The 20525-nt window shown below is 71.7% G+C and carries 14 protein-coding genes; 5 read left to right on the top strand and 9 right to left on the bottom strand.

The features are described 5' to 3' along the window. Positions 1-18 precede the first annotated feature (18 nt). Both acsA and AB0469_RS22505 read right to left on the bottom strand, forming a co-directional pair. Entirely contained in the window at positions 19-1812 is a 1794-nt protein-coding gene (acsA, locus tag AB0469_RS22510; protein WP_366453192.1) for an acetate--CoA ligase, read from the bottom strand. Between the two features lie 217 nt (positions 1813-2029). After that, complete coding sequence (locus tag AB0469_RS22505) at positions 2030-3373, bottom strand: phosphoribosyltransferase family protein (protein WP_366453191.1); 1344 nt, start codon at positions 3371-3373, stop codon at positions 2030-2032. A 423-nt stretch (positions 3374-3796) separates the two neighbouring features. Between AB0469_RS22505 and AB0469_RS22500 the strand changes: the two genes are divergently transcribed. Together AB0469_RS22500 and AB0469_RS22495 are read left to right on the top strand one after the other, a co-directional pair. Continuing rightward, the gene (locus AB0469_RS22500) at positions 3797-4954 is read left to right on the top strand and encodes a site-2 protease family protein (RefSeq protein ID WP_366453190.1); all 1158 of its coding nucleotides are present in this window, start codon (positions 3797-3799) and stop codon (positions 4952-4954) included. Between the two features lie 214 nt (positions 4955-5168). Further along, positions 5169-5588, top strand: a complete 420-nt coding sequence (locus AB0469_RS22495; protein ID WP_366453189.1) for a CBS domain-containing protein — start codon at positions 5169-5171, stop codon at positions 5586-5588. Between the two features lie 41 nt (positions 5589-5629). Here AB0469_RS22495 and AB0469_RS22490 read toward each other — a convergent pair whose 3' ends face one another. The 6 genes from AB0469_RS22490 to AB0469_RS22465 all read right to left on the bottom strand — a co-directional run bounded on the left by AB0469_RS22490 (position 5630) and on the right by AB0469_RS22465 (position 12613). Further along, positions 5630-6907, bottom strand: a complete 1278-nt coding sequence (locus tag AB0469_RS22490) for an MFS transporter (protein ID WP_366453188.1) — start codon at positions 6905-6907, stop codon at positions 5630-5632. 164 nt (positions 6908-7071) lie between these two features. Next, positions 7072-7977, bottom strand: coding sequence for a universal stress protein (locus AB0469_RS22485; RefSeq protein WP_366453187.1), 906 nt, complete (start codon positions 7975-7977; stop codon positions 7072-7074). A gap of 103 nt (positions 7978-8080) precedes the next feature. Beyond that, positions 8081-8866, bottom strand: coding sequence for a slipin family protein (locus AB0469_RS22480; RefSeq protein WP_366453186.1), 786 nt, complete (start codon positions 8864-8866; stop codon positions 8081-8083). A 316-nt stretch (positions 8867-9182) separates the two neighbouring features. Beyond that, the gene (locus AB0469_RS22475) at positions 9183-10814 is read right to left on the bottom strand and encodes a hypothetical protein (RefSeq protein ID WP_366453185.1); all 1632 of its coding nucleotides are present in this window, start codon (positions 10812-10814) and stop codon (positions 9183-9185) included. A gap of 392 nt (positions 10815-11206) precedes the next feature. Then, positions 11207-12373: a CapA family protein gene (locus AB0469_RS22470; RefSeq protein ID WP_366453184.1), complete on the bottom strand. Its 1167-nt coding sequence runs from the start codon at positions 12371-12373 to the stop codon at positions 11207-11209. Positions 12374-12412: 39 nt separating this feature from the next. Further along, positions 12413-12613: a DUF5988 family protein gene (locus AB0469_RS22465; RefSeq protein ID WP_366453183.1), complete on the bottom strand. Its 201-nt coding sequence runs from the start codon at positions 12611-12613 to the stop codon at positions 12413-12415. 240 nt (positions 12614-12853) lie between these two features. Between AB0469_RS22465 and AB0469_RS22460 the strand changes: the two genes are divergently transcribed. Further along, a complete protein-coding gene (locus AB0469_RS22460) occupies positions 12854-13429 on the top strand; it encodes a hypothetical protein (RefSeq protein WP_366453182.1) in 576 nt (191 codons plus the stop codon). A 17-nt stretch (positions 13430-13446) separates the two neighbouring features. On the opposite strand, the gene AB0469_RS22455 is transcribed toward AB0469_RS22460, so the two are convergent. Then, positions 13447-14496 (bottom strand): hypothetical protein, encoded by a 1050-nt coding sequence (locus AB0469_RS22455; RefSeq protein ID WP_366453181.1) that lies wholly within the window; start codon positions 14494-14496, stop codon positions 13447-13449. A 137-nt stretch (positions 14497-14633) separates the two neighbouring features. Between AB0469_RS22455 and AB0469_RS22450 the strand changes: the two genes are divergently transcribed. Further along, the gene (locus AB0469_RS22450) at positions 14634-18254 is read left to right on the top strand and encodes a hydantoinase B/oxoprolinase family protein (RefSeq protein WP_366453180.1); all 3621 of its coding nucleotides are present in this window, start codon (positions 14634-14636) and stop codon (positions 18252-18254) included. A 318-nt stretch (positions 18255-18572) separates the two neighbouring features. Then, positions 18573-20498 (top strand): multicopper oxidase, encoded by a 1926-nt coding sequence (locus AB0469_RS22445; RefSeq protein WP_366453179.1) that lies wholly within the window; start codon positions 18573-18575, stop codon positions 20496-20498. Positions 20499-20525: the final 27 nt, after the last annotated feature.

The raw sequence follows: 20525 nt of genomic DNA, 5'->3' as shown, positions 1-20525 counted from the left end.
CCTTTCCTCACGGGCTGCTCAGGCAGGACGTTCCAGGGCCGACAGATCGCCCTCGGGCAGGCCGAGTTCACGGGCCCGCAGCACGCGGCGCATCACCTTGCCGCTGCGGGTCTTGGGGAGGTCCTGCTCGAAATCGATCTCGCGCGGGGCCACCGCCGGCCCGAGCCGCCGCCGGGAGAACGCCAGCAGTTCGCGCTTCAGCGAATCCGCCGCCTCATAGCCGGGCCGCAGCGAGACGAAAGCCTTGACCACGGCCCCCACGACCGGGTCCGGGCGGCCGATCACCCCCGCCTCCGCCACGGCCGGATGCTCCATCAGGGCACTTTCGACCTCGAACGGGCCGACGAGGTGGCCTGCGGATTTGATGACGTCGTCGGCGCGCCCGACGAACCAGAACCATCCCTCTTCGTCCCGCTTCACCACGTCGCCAGTGAGGTACCAGCCGTCGGCGAAGCAGGCCTCGTAGCGTGCCCGTTCGTTCAGGTAGCCCCGGAACATCGAAGGCCAGCCGGGCCGAAGGGCCAGTTCACCCTCCACGCCGGGACGGGTGACCTCCCGTACGTGCCCGTCGGTGACGGCCGCCCGTCCGTCCTGCCCGCGTTCCAGCACCGCCGCGACCACGCCCGGCAGGGGACGCCCCATGGAGCCGGGGCGGATGTCGCTGGAGGCATAGTTGGCGATCATGATGGCGCCGGTTTCCGTCTGCCACCAGTTGTCGTGCACGGGGAGGCCCAGGACCTCCTGCCCCCACAGGACGGCTTCGGGGTTGAGGGGCTCGCCGACGCTGGCGATGAAGCGGAGGGCGGAGAGGTCGTACGGGCCGGGAAGACGGCGTCCGCCACCCCGCGGCGTGGCCCGCATCAGCATCCGGATCGCCGTGGGAGCGGTGTACCAGACCGCGACGTCCTGCGTGTCGAGGATCCGGTACCAGCGGTGCACGTCGAACTCGCCCTCGTCCACCACCAGGGTGGCACCGTGCGTGAGAGGGGCGATGATCCCGTACGAGGTGCCCGTCACCCAGCCGGGGTCCGCCGTGCACCAGTAGACGTCCCGAGGCCCGAGATCCAGGGCGAAGGACGCCGTGGCGTGGTGAGCCACGACCGCGTCGTGGACGTGCACCGCGCCCTTGGGCGTGCCGGTCGTTCCGCTCGTGAAGTGGAGCAGGGCGGCGTCCTCGGGGTCGGTCGGCGGCACCGTGAACACGGGGGAGGCCTGCGCCATGAGGTCTTCCAGTCCGCGGGTGCCCGCGGGCGGGTCGGTGACGGGACCGACCAGCAGTACGTGAGCCAGACCGGGAAGCAGGTGCCGGTTCGCCTCGACCTTGCGCCGGTAGAGGGCCTCCGTGGTCACCAGGACCCGGGCATTGCCCAATGCGAGCCGCTGCCGCACCGGCTCCGGGCCGAAGGCGGAGAACAGCGGGCACAGCACCCGCCGGGCGCGCAGCGTGCCCAGAACAGCGGTGTACAGCTCCCGGCGCCGGCCCAGCAGAGTGAAGACCCGCTCCTGCGGGGCCACCCCCGAGCCCGCGAGGACGTTGGCGAACCGGGAGGTGTCGGCGGCGAGGTCCGCATAGCTCACGCGGGTGACGGAATCGTCGGCCGCGACGCACCGCAAGGCCTCCCACCCGCCGTGACCGGCCGCGACGTGCCGGTCGACCGCCTCGAATCCCATGTTCAGGCCGCTGCCGTCCGGCAGGCCGCTCAGCCAGGACCGGGCCTCGCTCCAGGTGAAGGTCGCGCGGGCCTGGGCGTAGTCCGAGAGCCGCCAGGTGCCGCGAGGACGGCGCTGTTTGGTGATGATCGGGTAGGTCATGCCGGCTCCTCGTCCACCACGAGGCCTGAAGGTGGTGCGAAACCACCATCCGCCGGAGGCGGCGCGGTGGGGGAGGGCCGAACGGTCCCGGGCGGGGGCCGCTCGGTCCACGTGCCTGGAGACGTGTTCCGAGACGGTGCCTCAGCGGTGTTCCCGGTCCAGGTGGACCGTGGTCGGCCCATGGAATCGGGGGCGGCAGTTCCACCTCGGTCCGCCGTCATGCCTTGCGCCGGTCGTCCGACCCCCGTGACGTGGCGCGCAGAGGGGCGAGGTGACGGGTGAACCAGCCCAATGCCGCGTCCGCCACTGCGTCCAGCGCTCCGGGCTCCTCGAAGAGGTGCGTGGCCCCGGCGACCACGGTGACCTGGTGCTCGCACTGGAGGTGCGCGGCGGCCTGGCGGTTCAGGTCCAGGACCTGCAGGTCCGCTCCGCCGACGATCAGCAGGGTCGGAGCGCGCACGGCCTCGAGCCGGGTCAGTGCCAGGTCCGGACGGCCGCCCCGGGAGACGATCGCCGCGATGTCCGACCGCGGTTCGGCCGCGGCCGCGAGTGCCGCCGCGGCGCCCGTGCTCGCACCGAAGTAGCAGACGTGCAGGGGAAGCCTCGGCCGGAGCCATCGGTTGGCCTGCGTCAGGCGGAGGGCGAGGAGGGGAACGTCGAAGACCTTCGTCCGGTCCTGTGCCTCGGTCGGGGTGAGGAGGTCGAAGAGCAGCGTCGCGAGACCCGCGTCGTTGAGCACCTCGGCCACCCGCCGGTTGCGGGGGCTCAGACGGCTGCTTCCGCTGCCGTGTGCGAACACGACGACGCCCGCCGCGTCACGGGGCACGGCCAACAGCCCGGGCAGGGCCGTTCCACCTGCGTCCACCACCACGTCGTCCATCTCCACCGGGTTCGCGCCCCCTGCCGGATTCGCCGGATGCGTGCTGGCCCTCGTCGCGGCGGCCAGCAGTGCCGAGACCTCCTCGTCGCCGACCTGCGAGAAGTCCTCGTACCACTGGCCCACGGCGGAGAAGTGCGGGGGAGCCGACAGGCACACGACGGCGTCGGCCTCGTGCCGGAGGCGCCGCAGTGCCTGCGGTGCCGCAACCGGGACGGCCAGGACCACGTGCGCGGCCCCTTGCCGGCGTGCCACCTCGCAGGCGACGGACGCGGTCGATCCGGTGGCGATCCCGTCGTCCACGATGACCACGGCGCGTCCGGTGAGCGCCGTCCGTTTCCGGCCCCGGCGGTAGCGGGCCAGCCGCCGCAGCAGCTCCTCCCGCTCCGCCTCCTCGACCCGAGAGCAGTCCCGCTCCCCGAGGCGGGCCGTCCTGGCCGTCGCATCGTCGACGAGCCGTACGCCGCCCTCCCCGATGGCACCGAAGGCCACCTCGGGCTGGAAGGGCACACCGAGTTTGCGGACCACGATCACGTCCAGTGGCGCCCCCAGTTTCCGTGCCACCTCCGCGGCCACGGGCACCCCGCCGCGGGGCAGACCGAGGACCACCGGCCGGTGCAGCGCGAGCCGGGCGACCTCGTCAGCCAGCAGCCTGCCGGCAGCGGTCCGATCGGAGAACAACATGCCTGGCCTCCCATCGCGGCCGGGATGTGCCGGCCGGCCTTCCACCGTCGGACGGCCGCGGCGCCCCCGCGGACGAGCGGGAAGCCCGGACCGCCTTCCCGGCGGATGCCGGTCGGGTGAGGAAGAGCACCCCTGCTTCCAGCGTCGTGCGGGGAAGCGCGGCCTGCACCCGCAGGAGCCCCGTCCTGCGTGCGTCGGCCGGCGCGCAGAGTTCGGCGCGCCCGCATCGGGCGTGATCGGCGCGTGGGGGGCCGCCAGGGCGGGGAGGGGGACCGGTCGGCCCTATGGGGACACCGGCCGGTGCCTACGCTGGTAGATGTCTGCGGGGCGAGCATGGGAGCCGCCCCGGCAGGCCTTCCAGAGCGCCGGTCGCCGTGTTTGCGCCGGCAGCCGGAAGGTGCAGGGGTTGACGCTGGAGGGACTGTGACGCCGACATTCGTACTGGGCCGGATCGCGGGAGTCCGGGTGGGTGTGCACTGGAGCATCCTGGCCGTCTTCACGCTCATCGCACTGGGGCTGGCGCAGGGGCGGCTGCCCGCGGTGTCCCCGGGGCGCGCCTGGTGGGCCTACTGGCTCGTGGGGTTGCTGGCGGCGGCCCTCTTCTTCGTGTCACTGCTCGCTCACGAACTGGCCCATGCCGTGGTGGCCCGTCGCGAAGGGGTGGCGGTGGACGACATCGTTCTGTGGCTTCTCGGCGGGGTCGCCAGGCTCAGGACGGAGGCGTCCACGCCCGCCGCCGAGCTGCGCATCGCGGGAGTCGGACCGCTGGTCAGCCTGGGGTTGGGCGCACTCTTCGCACTGGGCGCGTGGGTCGCCGACAGTACAGCGGGGCGGGGGTTGCCGAGTGAAGCGCTGGTGTGGCTCGCGGTGATCAACCTCTTGCTGGCGCTGTTCAACTCCGTGCCGGCCGCTCCGCTGGACGGCGGCCGGCTGCTGCGGGCCTTCCTCTGGTGGAGGACCGGAGACCGCGCACGAGCCACGGCCGGTGCGGCCGCGGCGGGGCGCGGCTTCGGCTGGCTCCTCCTCCTGGCGGGGCTGCTGTTGTTCGCACGCGGCGACGTGGTCGGCGGACTGTGGCTCGTCATGATCGCCTGGTTCCTGATCGCCACCGCGACCGCGGAAGGCCGGCAGGCGCAGCTGCGGGCCGTACTCACGGGTGTGACCGTGCGGCAGGCCATGACACCTTCCCCGGTCACGGTGCCCGCCGACCTGACCGTCGCGGACCTCCTGGCGGATCCGCGATACCGCTACCGCCACTCGGCCTTCCCCGTCATCGGCGAGGACGGCTGCTCGCCGGCGGGCCTCCTCACGCTCGCCGCGGCGGGCCGGGTCGCCGAGACGCGGCGCGGGGTGACACGGGTGCGGGAAGTCATGGCCCCCACATCGCAGGTGGTCGTGACCCGCCCTGACGACCAGCTCGTCGACGTGCTGCCGCAGATGATCTCGGGTGGGACCGGACGGGCCGTGGTCGTCGACGACGGTGGCTGCCTGGTCGGTATCCTCGCTTCCTCTGACGTCAGCCGCACCGTCTCCTGGCTGATGACCGCCCCCACCGGCAGGAGTCGGAGCGACACGCGGTGAGCGTGACGACATCGCAGCACCGCCCCCCGGAACCGGCCCGCGCTCGCGTCGCCGAACACCGGGACGGAGAATGGGAGGCACGGACCGACAGGGCCGCGAACGTGATGACGCCGTTCGCGGATGCAGCGAGCCGGGTTCGCGAACGCGGGCCGCGAGCTGCGAGCCCGACGCCTGCGGAAACCCGGCCGGTGCCCCCGAGCGCAAGGAGGAGGCCATGGCGACCGCGCGAGAGATCATGCACCGGGGCGCTTCCTGCGTGCAGGAAGACGAGACACTGATGGACGCGGCGCGCCGCATGGGCGAACTGGGGGTGGGATCCCTGCCGATCTGTGGACCGGACGACAGGCTCCACGGGATCATCACCGACCGCGACATCGTCGTGAAGTGCCTGGCGAAGGGCAAGGATCCCCATCACATGACGGCAGGCATGCTCGCCCAGGGCAAGCCGTACACCGTGGCGGCGGATGCGGACACCGGACAGGTCCTGCAGGTCATGCAGGAACACCGCATCCGACGACTCCCCGTCATCGAAGACCACCGGCTGGTCGGCATGATCAGCGAAGCCGACCTGGCCCGGCACCTCACGGAAGAGCAGGTGGGCCATTTCGTCGAGGCCGTCTGCGCCGCCTCCTGACCGCCGACGGCGCGAGCTGCCCCACGGCGGTGCGACGGCGGTCAGGTGCGGTCGGTCCCGGTGTCGGGTGGAGGGGGTTGGCGGGCCTTCGTGCGTTCGACGAAGCGGGCCGCTTGCGGGATCCGGGGGAGGGCGAGCAGGCCCAGGACGGCGGCGGTGAGGCAGGCGCCCGCGCCGAGGGCGAGTCCGGCACGGGGGCCCAGGTGCTGGGAGACGACGCCGACGACGGGTCCGCCCACGGGTGTGCTGCCCAGGAAGGTGACGGACCACAGGGCCATGACCCGGCCCCGGAACGCCGGATCGCTGATCAGTTGCAGTGTCGTGTTGCCGAGGGCGAGGAAGACGGTGCTCGCCACCCCGACGAAGGCCAGGACCGTCACTTCGGCAGGCACTGTCGGCACTGCCGCGGCGGCGGCGAGCGTGGCGGCGAAGCCTGCGGCGGCGCCGATCAGGGGGACGACGCCGGCACGGCCCACGGCTGCGACGGCGAGTCCGCCGGCCACGGAGCCCAGCCCCATGGCGGCGGTGAGGAAGCCGTAGGTCTGTGGTCCGCCGTGGAGGACGGTTCGTACCAGCAGTGGCAGGACGACCTGGAATTCGTAGGCGAGGGTGCCGATCAGGGCCATCATGGCCAGGGGTGCCCACAGGCCGGCCGTGCGGCGCACGTAGCGCAGGCCCTCGGTCAGCTGGCCGGGCGCCCGTTCGAGGGCGCCCGAGGGTTGCAGCCGGCCGGTGTGCATCAGGCGGAGCGCGAGGAGGACGGCGAGGAAGCTGGCCGCGTTGGCCAGGAAGCAGGCGCCGACTCCCGCCGTGGCGATCAGGATCCCTGCCACCGCGGGGCCGATCGCGCGGGTGGCGCTGATCAGGATGCTGTTCAAGCCGACCGCGTTGCGCAGCAGCTCAGGGCCGACCAGTTCGGGGACGAACGTCTGGCGGGTGGGGATGTCCACCGCGTTCACTGCGCCCAACCCGACCGCCAGGACCACGACCGTCCACAGCCGGACCGCATGGGTGACGGTCAGGAGTCCCAGCGCCAGGGCGAGGGCCGCCTGGGCGGACTGTGTGGCCATCAGCAGCCGGTGCTTGTCGGCCCGGTCGGCCAGCAGCCCGCCGTAGGGGCCGCCCAGCAGGACGGGCAGGAACTGGGCGGCCACCACCAGCCCGAGGATCGTGCCCGACCCGGTCAGCTGCAGCACGAGCCACGACTGGGCCACTGCCTGCATCCACGTGCCGATCAGGCTGACCGACTGGCCCGCGAAGAAGAGACGGAAGTTCGGCACGGCCAGCGCGGCGAACGTCGCCTTCGGTGAGACCCTCACTGGCTGAGCTCCGCCCTGAGTGCTGTGGCAGAGGCCGGATCCGGCCCGGCCGCGACCACGCGGTCAGCCTGCCGCTCGAACGGCTTGCGGCGTGCGCGCCGCGCTGAAGGCGCACGCTTCATCTCGAAGGGGCACTCTCGCCCCTGTTGTGGTCGGGCCGGGGGTCACGGTTCATCCGGAACCGGTGCGTCGTGGTGCTGCGGGACGACTGCGACAGGGCAGCGGGCATGATGCAGGGCTCGGTGGGCGACCCTCCCGAGCTCCATGCCGATCATGCGGCCCGGGCGGCGTGCGCCGACGACGAGGACGTCCGCTGCGGCGGACCGCTCCGTGAGTACCTTGCGTGCGGTGCCTTCGAGGGTGGTGCGGCGGAGCCGCACCTGCGGGTGCTCGCGGGCCACGGCTTCCACGGCCTCGTCCATCAACGCCGCTGCCTGTTCCTCATGGCCGCGGGGCACGGCCCCGGGCAGGACCATGTGGTCGACCCGTTCGTGCAGGGGGCGTCGCCAGGCGCAGACGACGTCGAGTTCCGCGTCGCGTGCCGCGGCCTCGCGGAAGGCGAACCGCACGGCCGGGGAGTCCACGTCGTGGGGGCCTATTCCGAGCAGTACGCGTCCGTGGCGTCCCTCCAGGGCGTGCCGGTCCCCGCGCACGACGATGACCGGGCCCGAGGACCTGGCGGCGACGACGAGGGCCACGGATCCGAGCAGGAGGCCGGCCAGCTCTCCGCGTCCGTGCGCGCCGACGACGACAGCGTCTGCCGTGTGTCCCTCGCGTAACAGGGCGCTCGTCGCGTCCTCGGCCGCGATGTCCGTCGTGACCTGCACACCGGGGCTGCGCTTTCGGACACGGTCGGCTCCGGCGGCCACGATGTTCTCGGCGAGAATCTGTCCGGAAGGACGGTTCAGGCTCCGGGCCGGTACCGCTCCCTCGTACCGCTCCCACAGCGAGGCGTACACGACACGCAGGGGAAGGGCGAGTCGTGCTGCCTCGTCCGCGGCCCAGTCCACTGCGGTCAGGCTGGAATCCGAACCGTCGACTCCGACGGTGAGGGGGGCCAGGGGTCCCATCGTCTCCACCACCTCTCAGCACTCGGATCGGCTGCCACACACCAGGCTGGTCGGTCCTTTCCCCGGCGTCCACCGGGACGGCGAGCCAGGGCCCGGGTGGGCGTCACTCCATGCGGCGGTCCTGCCCGGTCGCGGGTGTCAGGCCGAGCGCCGCGAGGGGGGAGGAGGCGTTCGCGGATTCGTTCTCGACGAACCGGGTGAGTGCCCGGGCGCTCTCGAGGAACTGGGCGGGGAAGACGATGGTGGAGTTCTTCTCCGCGGCGATCTCGGCGAGGATCTGGAGGTTGCGCAGCTGCAGGGCGATGGGGTGGCGGCTGATGACGTCGGCTGCCTCGGCCAGGCGGTCCACGCTGAGGGCCTCCCCCTCGGCAGCGATGATCTTTGCCCGCTTCTCGCGCTCGGCCTCCGCCTGCCGGGCCATGGCGCGCTGCATCGTGGTGGGCAGCTCGATGTCCTTGAGCTCGACGAGGAGGACGAGTACGCCCCACTGCTCGGTGAGGCTGTCGAGGATGTCCTTGATCTGGATGTTGAGGGTCTCCGTGTCCGTGAGGACCTGGTCGAGCAACGAGCGGCCCACCACGTTGCGCACGGTGGTCTGGGCGATGTGGTTGATCGCCGACGACACGTCCTCGATCTCGACGATGGACTTCACCGGATCGACGCGCCGGAAGTAGGCGACGGCGGCGACACCGATGGAGACGTTGTCCCGGGTGATGACCTGCTGGGAGGCGATCGGCATGGTCACCGTACGCAGGCTCACCTTCCACATGCGGTCCACCAGCGGGATCATGAAACGGATGCCGGGGTTCCGTACGTTGTGCAGCCTGCCGAACCGGAAGACGACACCGCGCTCGTACTGGCGCACGACGGCCACTCCGAGACTGGACATTCCGACCACCTCCGCAGACGCTGCCCATCGTGACGCCGGCGCATGCGGAACCGCGCGGGCCTGTCGGTCCCCCGGAGGGCCCAAACGGTCCACTGACGGGCCGGACCGGCAGTGCGGGGAAGTACCCGTGTGCTCGGCTCTACTCCTGGGGGAGCCCCTCGACCTCCGCGTCGGGTCGGACCACGCCTTCCGAGGGAGCGCCCGACGCCTGCAAGGACGTCGACGCCTGGCCGCCGCCACGGAGGGCGCGGGGCGGTGGCGGGGGCCCGGCGACCTCGGTGGTCTTCAGGCCCTCCGCGTGTGTCCGGCTCGACGGCTACCGGCGTGCCTTGCGGGCCTTGTCGGCTGGGCGGACTTCCAGGACGACGGCGTGACCGTCGTAGAGGATGTTGTAGATCAGGCCGCCGTAGCCGGGCGGCACCGTCCCGGCGGAGGTGGCCGGCGCGTAGAAGTCGGAGGCGGCCAGGAGCTTGCCGGTGCGGGCGTCTCGCCATTGGATCTGGTCCATGTAGTTGACGCCGATCGGGCCGGGGTTGAACTTGGTGGGGTCGGTCTCCTTCGACCGCGCGTTCGCGGTCACGAAGACCCGTTTGTCCGGCGGCCCGATGAGGGTGATGTAGCTGTTGGTGCGCTGCTTGACCTTCCAGGCCAGGGACATCCTGCCGTTGCGGAAGTCGATGGCCGAGGCGGTGCCCAGGCCGAAGTCCATCACGTAGATCCGGTTGTTGACCGGGTCTGCCGAGACCTTGGCGTAGTAGTAGCTGTACTGGCCGGGTTCGAGCGCCGGATTGGGGTCCATGCGCGTCACCCGCCCGGCGTTCCCCTGGTGGACGGCGACGACGCTCAGCGGCACCTTGGCGGCGGTGCCGTTGGTGGACATGACCACCCAGTCACCCATGATCACGGGCGCGCCGGCCTGGGTCTGGCCGGACGTGGCGTAGGTGATCGGACCCCAGGCGGGGTCCTGCTTGATGGTGCGGCCGTCCCAGACGTAGCGGAAGAGCTGGGTGGGAGTGGTCACGTAGGCGTAGTCGCGGCCCTGGTAGCGGCTGGTGGTGACCCGGCCGAGGACGTTGCCCTTCAACTGGGTCCAGCTGAGCACCTTGAAGGTCTTGGGATCGACCGTGCCGATGATCGAGGGCTTGGCCGAGTTCGGCGCGCCCGGGCACTTGAAGCCGGCGGCGCTGTACCCGTTGAGCGTGCAGCCCACCGGCCGGTTCAGCGACCGGACGACGATCGTGCCGTCGGGGAAGGCGTCGATCCCGTTGAACGCGCTGTCGTTCGGGGGGCTCTCACCGGTGGGCATGTCCTTCTTGAGGAGGATCTTGCCCGTGGTGCCGTCGAGCTTGTACAGGGTGTGGTCGGAAATGGCGACGAGGCTGCCGTCGGCCATGACGTCGACCGCTCCCGACACGTGCAGTTCGTTGTTCTTCCGGGCGTCGGAGAGGTGGGTGCGCCAGATCTCCTTCATGGTGCCGGGCTCGACCTTGGCGATGAAGGTCTGCAGGGCGGGCGGATTGGCGTCACCGTTGCCGCCGCCGTAGACGTACAGGTCCCTCTCTCCACGCGTGGCGATGTCGAACGGCGTGTAGTAGAGGCTGCCCGTGACGCGATGGGCCTCGACCACGTTCTTCCCCGTCAACGAGCCGGGGAAGCGGGCACACGGGGAGAGGCTGGTGCGCCCGATGTCGTAGTGCTCGAAGGGCAGGAGCGTTTTGTACCACGGGCTGTTCGGCTGCTGTGCGGCGCACGCGGCTTCCTGCCGGGCGATGGCCGCGTCACCGAGCAGGTTCCCGGCCTCCGCTGCCGCAGTTGCGGCGGCCGACGGATCGGGCGGCCCGCCCGGCGTCCCGGGCAGGTTGCCGGCCGTGGGCGAGCAACCGGCAGCAGCGAGCGTGAGTACGGCCAGCGCGGCGGCCAGACGGGTGTGACGTATGCCTGCCTGCACCTTTCCTCCATCTCCTGGCGGACCGCCGCCCGGGCGGCCGATGCCGACGGCACACACGGCAGCCCGGAGGGAACCTCGACGTCCCCGAGTGGGCAGATCACCGTCCGTCGCACAGACCGACGCGGGTGACGACCCGGTCGGGTCCCGCGGTCCGGTGTGAAGACGCAGGCACACGAGGGTTTCGTGTGCCGGCGGAAGCTCGCCGGCCCCCTACCTCCATGGGGCCGGCGGTCGCACAGGAAGCGTATGCGGACCACGACCCACAGGTCCCGTTCGGCTACGCCGACCGGGGGCATCGGCGTCCTGCGGGTTGTGGCCGGCCCCTTCCCCCTGGTCACGTCGGGTCCGGACGGGGTCGGTCCGGCGGACGGCGCCTGACCCCGTATCCCGTGTCACCACGAGGCGAGGACCAGCGCCCCGTCGCCGCCGACGGTGAGGGCCGCGGAGAAGGGGGCGCCGTGGCGGGTGAGGGCAGCGCGCAGCCACTGGGCGTCCCGGGGCCGGGCCCGGCGCAGTGTCAGGCGGCGGGCCTGGAACGGGATCAGGCGCAGTCCGCGCAGCGCCCCCGTGGTTTCGTCGAGGCGGGCCGTGTAGAGGAGGCGGAGGTCGTCGCGGTACTGCTCGTGACCGCCGATCCCCTCGTAGTCGTCGATCAGGTCTCCGCAGCCGTAGAGGATCAGCCGGCCGCGATAGACCTCCAAGGGGCGGGGGTGGTGCGAGGAGTGGCCGTGGACGAAGTCGGCGCCGCCGTCGACGAGGTCGTGGGCGAACCGGATGTGCTCGGGCGGGACCCGGTAGCCCCAGTTGGACCCCCAGTGGATCGAGACGGCCACCAGGTCGCCGGGCCGACGGGCGGCCCGCATACGGGCGACCAGGCCGGCCGCGGCGGTCGGCGAGGGTGCGGAGGCCAGGGCGATGCCGCTGCGGTCCGGGGTGGCCGCCCAGTCGAGGGGGATGCCGCTGGAAGGGAGTCCGACCGCGAACACGAGGAGGCGCCGCCCGGGACGGGGCGCGGCTCCCGTGCCGGAACGAGGAGGCCGCAGGACCACCCGTGCCGGCCGCCACGCCTCGGCGGCATCGCCGCCGGCGCCGGCGGTGCGCAGCCCGGCGCGGGTGAGGCTGTGGAGGGTCTCGGCCAGTCCGTCCCGGCCGAAGTCGAGGACGTGGTTGTTGGCCAGTACGCACACGTCGGGCCGGGCAGAGGCCAGGCACGGCACGTTCGCCGGGCTCATCCGGTAGTGGACGCTCTTCCCTGGGGCGAAGCCGCCCGCCCGGGTCACGCTGGTCTCCAGGTTCAGCACCCAGGCGTCCGGCCCGGTGGCCCGGAGTTCCTCCAGCAGGTCGCCCCACGGCGCGTCGTAGCCGGCGGGCCTGGATATCGGCCCGTTCGCGGCCTCGGCCATCTCGACGTACGCACGTGCGTCCGTCACCCACGGCTCGGCGAGCTGCGGGTCGCCCGGGTGGGGCAGCACCTGGTCCACGCCTCGGCCGAGCATCACGTCGCCGGCGAGGCAGACGGTGACCTCGCGGTCCGTCTCAGGGCTGCCGCTCGCTCCCACTCCTCCACGGTAGGCCCCGAGCGGCGTCGACCGTCCGTGTCATTCGGCGATCTCCGTCCGTTCCCACCACTCGAAGACGGCCAGCCGCCCTTCCGGGCTGTCCTGATGCCGCGACGTGATCTTGAAATGCTCGTATCCGCCGCGATGTGGAATCTTCAAGTCCGCTTCGGGGTCGGAGACCGGAACGATCCGCTCGGGCAGATCGTCCGGGCCGCCCTCGAGCACTGCCTTGGTCGCCATGCTCCCAGTCTTCCCAACCGCGGACCCGCTCGCATCACGGGACCGGAACCGGCGTGCTTCGGCACGGGGCGCGCCGCTCTCGCAGCCGCGCGGTCCTCTGACATGCTTCTGCGGTGGCGTAGACGGCTGGTGGGACCTCCTGAACGCCACAGACGGGACGCGGGGCGGCGTTCGGCCGTGGAGCAGGAGCGGGATGTGGGTGACAGGCCCCGGGGCGGGACGGACCGGACCGTCGAGGACGTGGCGCACGTGCTGCGGCTGGCCCACGACGCGTTGCGCCTGGCCACGGCCGTCCTCGTGGGGAGCGGACCCGGTGCGGAGCGGGAGATGGCCGAGCTCGCAAGGGCGCTCGTCGACCTGCGGAACAGCGCCGACGATCTTGGCGAGGCGAGCGGGGCCGGGGATCTGCGCTCGCTCCTCGCCGGTCTGTACGTCGGTCAGGACGTGGGGCGCATCGTCCTGCTGACCGGCCAGGTGGGCGACATCGCCTGGGAGCGGCGATCGGCGCATCCGCTTCCCGAAGCGGTGCGGCGACCCGTGCGGGACATGGGCGAGGCATGCCTCGGGCTGATCGGCCGGACGAGTGACGTCGTCGCGCTCTCCGCGCCCCACGGCGTCGTCGGCAGGGAGCTGGCGGGCATCAGCCGTCGGCAGGAGGCGTTGAGCCGTCTGCTGATGGAAGGGGAGGGGACGGTCCGGGCGGCTGATGCCGTCGATGCTGCGGTGATCGGCCGGTGTTACGAGGAATGCGCGTACCGGGCAGTCGCCGTGGCCCGACAGGCGGCCGTGCTCCGGGAGACCGTGCCCGGGAAGTGACCCGGGCGGGTGAAGCGTCAGGGCAGGCCCGCCAGGGCGGTCTGGTCGAGGATCCGCTGCCACACGGCCCTGTGGAGGACGAGGCTGCCGCGGGTGACGATCATGGCAGCCAGGGCCGGGTCGGCCGGGTCGATCCGCAGGGTGCCGTCCCGCACGATGCGCCCGAGCAGCGCCGTGACGTTCCGCGCGTACGCCGTGGAAGCCGCTGCGGGGATGTGCTCGAGGAGGCGGCCCACGCCCATGACGGTGACGCCGGAAGCCGTGGTCGTCACGCCCTCGGCCCGAACGCCTTCGACAAGGCCGCCCTCCGGCCCTGCGGCGGTGTCGACGGCGACGGCCCCCGGACGCATGCCCGCCATCGCCCGCGCGGTCACCCGGACCGGCGGCCGCCGCTCCCGGCCGGGCCGGACGGTCGCGACGACGATGTCGACGCCCTCGAGCAGGAAGGGCGGAACCTGCCCGCCCTCCGGGCCGTCCACGGCGCGGACCCGGGCCCCCAGGCCGCGGAGGGTCTCCGCGGCCTGCCGGGCGGCGCCACCGGACCCGATCACGCAGGCCCTCGCCGCGCCGGGCGAACCCCGTCCCGGGGTGCCCGACAGGGGGCGCCCGAAGCGGTCGGCCGCGAAGAGCGCCGCCTGATGGCCGATGAGCCGGCCCTGGGAGGCGGCAGCGTCCATCGGGTGGGCCTCCGGCGTGTCCGGGACGAGATCCAGGCCGATGGCTGTGAGCCCCTCGTCCGCCCACCGCCGGACCTGGAAGGGAATGCTCAGCGGGTCCAGGAGCGCGATCAGTACCTGCCCCTGCCGGAACCGGCAGCCCGTCGGGAGGACCGGCGGCCGTACACCGACGAGGATGTCGGCCCGGGCGATGACGGCCTCGCGCGTCGCGATCTGGGCGCCCGCTGCCCGGAAGAGGCCGTCGGGCATCGAGGCGGACGCCCCGGCCCCGGCCTCGACGAGCACGTGCGGCCCGAGTGCCCGTGCCGGGCCGACGAGGTCGGGCACCAGCCCGACCCGGTTCTCACCCGGCGCCGTCTCGCGGCAGACGCCCACCGTCAGGGAACTCAACCGGCCCACCTCCGCCCACGGGCGTACCACTCCCAGTATGGGTCTCGGCCCGAGCGAGTCGCGCCGGCACCGGACGCGGCCGGAGGCTCATGCTGAATGCGCGACCGCGGTCCGGCTCAGGCAGGAAAGGACGGCACATGGCCCCCAGTACCGGTCCCGGCTGGCAGTTCTGGATCGACCGCGGTGGCACCTTCACCGACATCGTCGCCCGCACCCCGGACGGCCGCCTGGTCTCCCGCAAGCTCCTGTCCGAGAACCCGGCCCGCTACGGCGACGCGGCCGTCGCGGGGATCCGCATGCTGCTGGGGCTCCGGCACGGCGAAGCGATTCCCCGCACCGCGATCGACGGGGTGCGGATGGGCACCACCGTGGCCACCAACGCCTTGCTGGAACGCACGGGCGAACGCACCGCCCTGGTCATCACGCGTGGGTTCCGCGATGCCCTGCGCATCGGATACCAGGACCGCCCGCGCCTCTTCGACCGGCAGATCATCCTACCCGAGGCCCTGTACGAGCGGGTCATCGAGGTCGGTGAACGCATCACCGCCGAGGGCACGGTGCTGAAGCCGCCCGATCTGGACAGCCTCGCCGTCGAGCTGGGCCACGCGTACGACGACGGCATCCGCGCCGTCGCCGTGGTGTGCCTGCACAGCGCACTGCATCCGGGGCACGAGCGGGCGATCGGCGAACTGGCCCGCCGCATCGGCTTTCCCCAGATCTCGCTGTCCAGCGAGGTGAGTCCCCTGGTGAAGCTGGTCCCCCGCGGAGACACCTCGGTCGTCGACGCCTACCTTTCCCCCGTCCTGGGCCGCCACGTCGGGCAGGTCACCGGCCGGATGGGAGGCGTGCGGCTGATGTTCATGCAGTCCAACGGCGGCCTGGCCCAGGCAGGGCACTTCCGGGGCAAGGACGCCGTCCTGTCCGGGCCGGCCGGCGGCATCGTGGGGATGGCGCACCTGTCGCGGCTGGCCGGTTTCGAGAAGGTCATCGGCTTCGACATGGGCGGTACCTCCACCGACGTCTCCCACTTCGCGGGAACCTACGAGCGGGTGTCCACCTCCCATGTGGCGGGAGTCCGCCTCCAGGCCCCCATGCTCGACATCCACACGGTCGCGGCGGGAGGCGGCTCCGTCCTGCACTTCGACGGCAGCCGCTACCGCGTCGGCCCCGATTCCGCCGGGGCGTCCCCCGGCCCGGCCTGCTATCGCGAGCAGGGCCCGCTGACGGTGACCGACGCCAACGTGATGCTCGGCCGGATCCAGCCGGCCTGCTTCCCCCACGTCTTCGGAGCCGACGGGAACCAGCCCGTCGACCACGAAGCCGTGCGGCGGGGGTTCGCCGAACTCGCCGCGCAGATCAGCTCGAGCACCGGCGACCGGCGATCACCGGAGCGGGTGGCCGAAGGCTTCCTCCAGGTGGCGGTGGCGAACGTGGCGGCCGCCGTCAAGCGGATCTCCGTGCAGCGCGGCCACGATGTGACGGGGTACGCGCTGATGTCCTTCGGAGGCGCGGGCGGCCAGCACGCGTGCGCCGTGGCCGATGCCCTGGGGATCCGCACCGTCCTGGTACCCCCCATGGCCGGGGTGCTCTCCGCGCTGGGCATCGGCCTCGCCGACACGACCACCTTGCGCGAGCGGTCCGTCGAACTGCCCCTCGTGGAGGACAGCATGGGGCACCTGCGCCTCGTCGCCGACGAGCTGGAGGCCGCGGCACGCGCCGTGCTGCACGACGAGGACGTCCCCGCCGAACGCATCCGGGTCACGCACACCGCACGGCTGCGGTACGACGGCACCGACACGGCCGTCGCGGTGGCACTGGCCGGCCTTCCGGCGATGGTCTCGGCGTTCGAGGCGAGGCACCGGACGATGTACTCGTTTCTTCTGGACCGCCCCGTCGTGGTCGACGCCGTCTCGGTCGAAGCGACGGGTCTCACCCCGCAGCCCGACCTGAGCCGGCTCGCCGAGACCGGTCCGGCCGACGACGGAACGCTCCCTGGAACGGTCCCCCTCTACACGGACGGCACGTGGCGCGACGTGCCCTTGCGGCGGCGTGGACGCCTGCGTCCGGGCACCGTCGTGACCGGCCCTGCCGTGATCACCGAAACCAACGCGACCACGGTCGTGGACTGCGGCTGGCGGGCGACCGCCACCGGCGCCGGACACCTGCTCGTCGAACGGGCCGCCGTGCCCGCCCGGGCCGGTGTGGGGACGGCGGCGGACCCCGTCATGCTGGAGATCTTCAACAACCTCTTCGTGTCGATCGCCGACCAGATGGGGGCACGGCTGGCTTCGACCGCCCAGTCGGTGAACATCAAGGAACGGCTGGACTTCTCCTGCGCGTTGTTCGACCCGGACGGCAACCTGGTCGCCAACGCGCCGCACATCCCGGTGCACCTGGGTTCCATGGGCACCGCGGTCAGGGAGGTCGTCCGTCGCCGGTCCGGGACGATGCGGCCCGGCGAAGCCTACGCGGTCAACGACCCGTACCACGGCGGTACCCACCTGCCCGACATCACCGTGGTGACCCCGGTCTTCGACGAGCGGGGTCAGGCTCCCGGAACCGAGATCCTGTTCTTCGTGGCCTCGCGTGGCCATCATGCGGAGATCGGCGGACTGACTCCGGGGTCCATGCCGGCGACCAGCCGGGCGATCGAGGAGGAGGGCGTCCTCTTCGACAACTGGCTGCTCGTAGCGGACGGCCGCCTACGGGAGGCCGAGACCCTGGACCTCCTGACCCGGGCGCCCTACCCGTCGCGCGACCCCGCGACCAACCTGGCCGACCTGCGGGCCCAGATCGCGGCCAACCGCAAGGGCGTCGAGGAAGTCGGAAAGATGATCGACCACTTCGGTCCGGACGTGGTGGCGGCGTACATGCGTCACGTCCAGGACAACGCGGAGGAGGCCGTCCGCAGGGCGGTCGTGACCCTGGCCGACGGCGAATACCGCTACGAGATGGACTCCGGGGCGGTCATCTGCGTCCGGTTGACGGTGGACCGGCAGGAACGCTCGGCGGCCATCGACTTCACCGGCACCTCAACCCAGTTGAGCACCAACTTCAACGCGCCCACGTCCGTGGTGAACGCGGCCGTGCTGTACGTCTTCCGCACCTTGCTCGCCGAGGACATCCCGCTCAACGACGGCTGCCTCAGGCCCCTGCGGATCATCGTCCCGTCCGGTTCCATGCTCGCCCCCGTCCATCCCGCCGCCGTGGTGGCCGGGAACGTCGAGACGTCCCAGGCGATCACGGGGGCCCTCTACGCCGCTCTGGGCTCACAGGCCGAGGGCAGCGGGACCATGAACAACGTGACCTTCGGCAACGAACGCCACCAGTACTACGAAACCGTGGCATCCGGTTCCGGCGCCGGACCCGGATTCGACGGGACATCAGCCGTGCAGACCCACATGACCAACTCCCGCCTCACCGACCCCGAGATCCTCGAACTGCGCCTTCCCGTCCTGGTGGAGGAGTTCTCCGTCCGTGCGGGCAGTGGCGGCGCGGGACGCTGGCAGGGCGGCGACGGCACCGTCCGCAAGCTCCGCTTCCGCGAATCCATGACGGTGAGCACCCTGTCCGGGCACCGCCGGGTCCCGCCGTACGGCATGGCCGGCGGCGCCCCCGGCGCGCTGGGCGCCAACCGGGTGGAGCGGGCCGACGGCAGCACCGCGCCGATGGCGGCATGCGACTCCCTCGCGGTCCTGCCCGGTGACCTGCTGGTCATCGAAACCCCCGGCGGAGGCGGCTACGGCCCGCCCGGCTGAACCACCCGGCGGAGCAGGGGAACAGGCTGTGCTCTCGCTCGCCGTGCTCGGCCCGCCGCACTGGGTCCGGATCGCGCCGGCCGTGGTCGGGCTCGGCATGCCGCCGTCGACCGGGGTGCGCCGGTGTCAGTTGGGGTGGCGGCTACGACACACCGGCCGGCCTCAGATTACTCAACGTAATCCTGCTTTAGCATTCCGTGACGAAAGGGTGGCGCTCCCGGGCTGGAGAAGGCGAGAGAAATGATTGCACGAAGAGACCTGCTCGTAGCCGGCGCCGTCGGCGGGGCGGCCCTGGCTCTTCCCGGGACTCCCGGGGCGGTGGCACTGCCGAACGGGAATGCGGCAGCCCCGGGAGCCGGGTCGGCCCGTACGTTCCCGGTCCCCACCCTGGACCCCACGACCATTCCGAAATACGTCACCGACCTGGTGATCCCGCCGGTGATGCCGAAGGCCCGCCACTCCGAGCGGCACGACATGGATACGTACGTGATCGGTGTCCGGCAGTTCAGCCAGCAGGTGCTGCCCTCCGGACTGCCGCCCACGACCCTGTGGGGATACGGCTCGCTCGGGGACGACGGCACCTTCAACTACCCGTCGTTCACCATCGAGGCCAAGACCGACCGGCCCGTCCGGGTCACCTGGGTGAACGATCTCGTCGACGGCCGAGGCCGCTTCCTCCCGCACCTGCTGACGGTCGACCCGACCCTGCACTGGGCGAATCCGCCGGGCGGAACGGCCGGGCGGGACTCCCGGCCGACGTTCGCCTCGACGCCGGGTCCGTACACCGGCCCCGTACCGATCGTCACTCACCTGCACGGCGGCCATTCCACCGAGGAGAGCGACGGCTACACCGAAGCGTGGTACCTGCCACGTGCGAACAACATTCCCGCTGGATTCGCCACCGTGGGCTCGTTCTACGAAGAATTCCGGAAGAAGTTCGCCGATGAACACGGCGTGAAGTGGGACCCGGGCACCGCGACCTTCCAGTATGCGAACGACCAACGTGCGTCGACCCTCTGGTTCCACGACCACACTCTGGGCCTGACCCGGCTCAACGTCTACGCCGGTCCCGCCGGCTTCTATCTGCTGCGCGGCGGCGACGGGGACTTGCCCAAGGGGGTTCTGCCCGGCCCGGCGCCCGCCTTCGGAGATCGGCCGGGCACCCGGTACCACGAGATCCCCCTGGCCGTCCAGGACCGCTCGTTCAATTCGGACGGCTCGCTGTTCTACCCCACGAGCCGGGAATTCTTCGATGGTTTCGCAGGGCCGTACATTCCCACCACCGATGTGCCGCCGATCTGGAACCCCGAATTCTTCGCCGACACCATGGTGGTCAACGGCCGGACATGGCCGAAGCTCGAGGTCGAGCCGCGTCGCTACAGGCTGCGCCTCCTCAACGGATGCAATGCCCGGTTCCTCATCCTGAAGATCGCGGACAGTCCGACTGTCCGGCCTGCCCGGTCGGCCGTGCCGTTCTGGCAGATCGGCAACGAAGGCGGGTTCCTGCCCGCACCGGTGCGGTTGGAGCGGCTGCTGCTGGCCAATGCGGAGCGGGCCGACGTCATCGTCGACTTCACCGGGATCCCGGAAGGCACCGAGCTGTACCTCATCAACGAGGGCGCGGACGAGCCCTTCGGCCGGGGTGAACCGGGCGTGGCCTTCCCCGTGGCGGATCCGGCCACCACCGGCCAGGTGATGAAGTTCGTGGTCGGCCCGCTGGCGAGCAAGGACACCAGCGTCCCGCCGGACCGGCTCAGGCTCCCCAGGATCAGACCGCTCGGCTCGGCGAGCGTCACCCGCCGCCTGTCCCTGAGCGAGGCGACCTCCAGCAGTCCCCTGGTGCCACCGGGAACGCCGGTCCAGAACCTGCTCGGGACGGTCGACTCCGCCGGCAATCCGGTAACGCTCGCCTGGGACGACCCGGTCACGGAGAACCCGCGGCTGAACGCGACCGAAACATGGGAGCTGTACAACTTCACCGTGGACGCCCACCCGATCCACATCCACGAGGTCGCGTTCGAGGTGGTGAACCGGCAGCCGTTGACCGGATCTCCCGTTCCGCCGGAGAGCTGGGAGCGCGGCTTCAAGGACACCGTGATCGCCTATCCGGGGGAAATCACCCGGGTGAAGGCACGGTTCGATCACCCCGGTCGCTTCGTCTGGCACTGCCACATCGTCGAGCACGAGGACAACGAGATGATGCGGCCGCTCCAGGTCCGAGGCAAGCGCAAGAAGGACGACTGAACCGGTCGGGACCGGCGAGACCGGACC

The sequence above is a fragment of the Streptomyces sp. NPDC093801 genome (assembly GCF_040701585.1).
GTDB lineage: Bacteria > Actinomycetota > Actinomycetes > Streptomycetales > Streptomycetaceae > Streptomyces.
The sequence above is the reverse complement of the archived record's forward strand: the minus strand, read 5'-3'. Positions and strand labels throughout refer to the sequence as shown.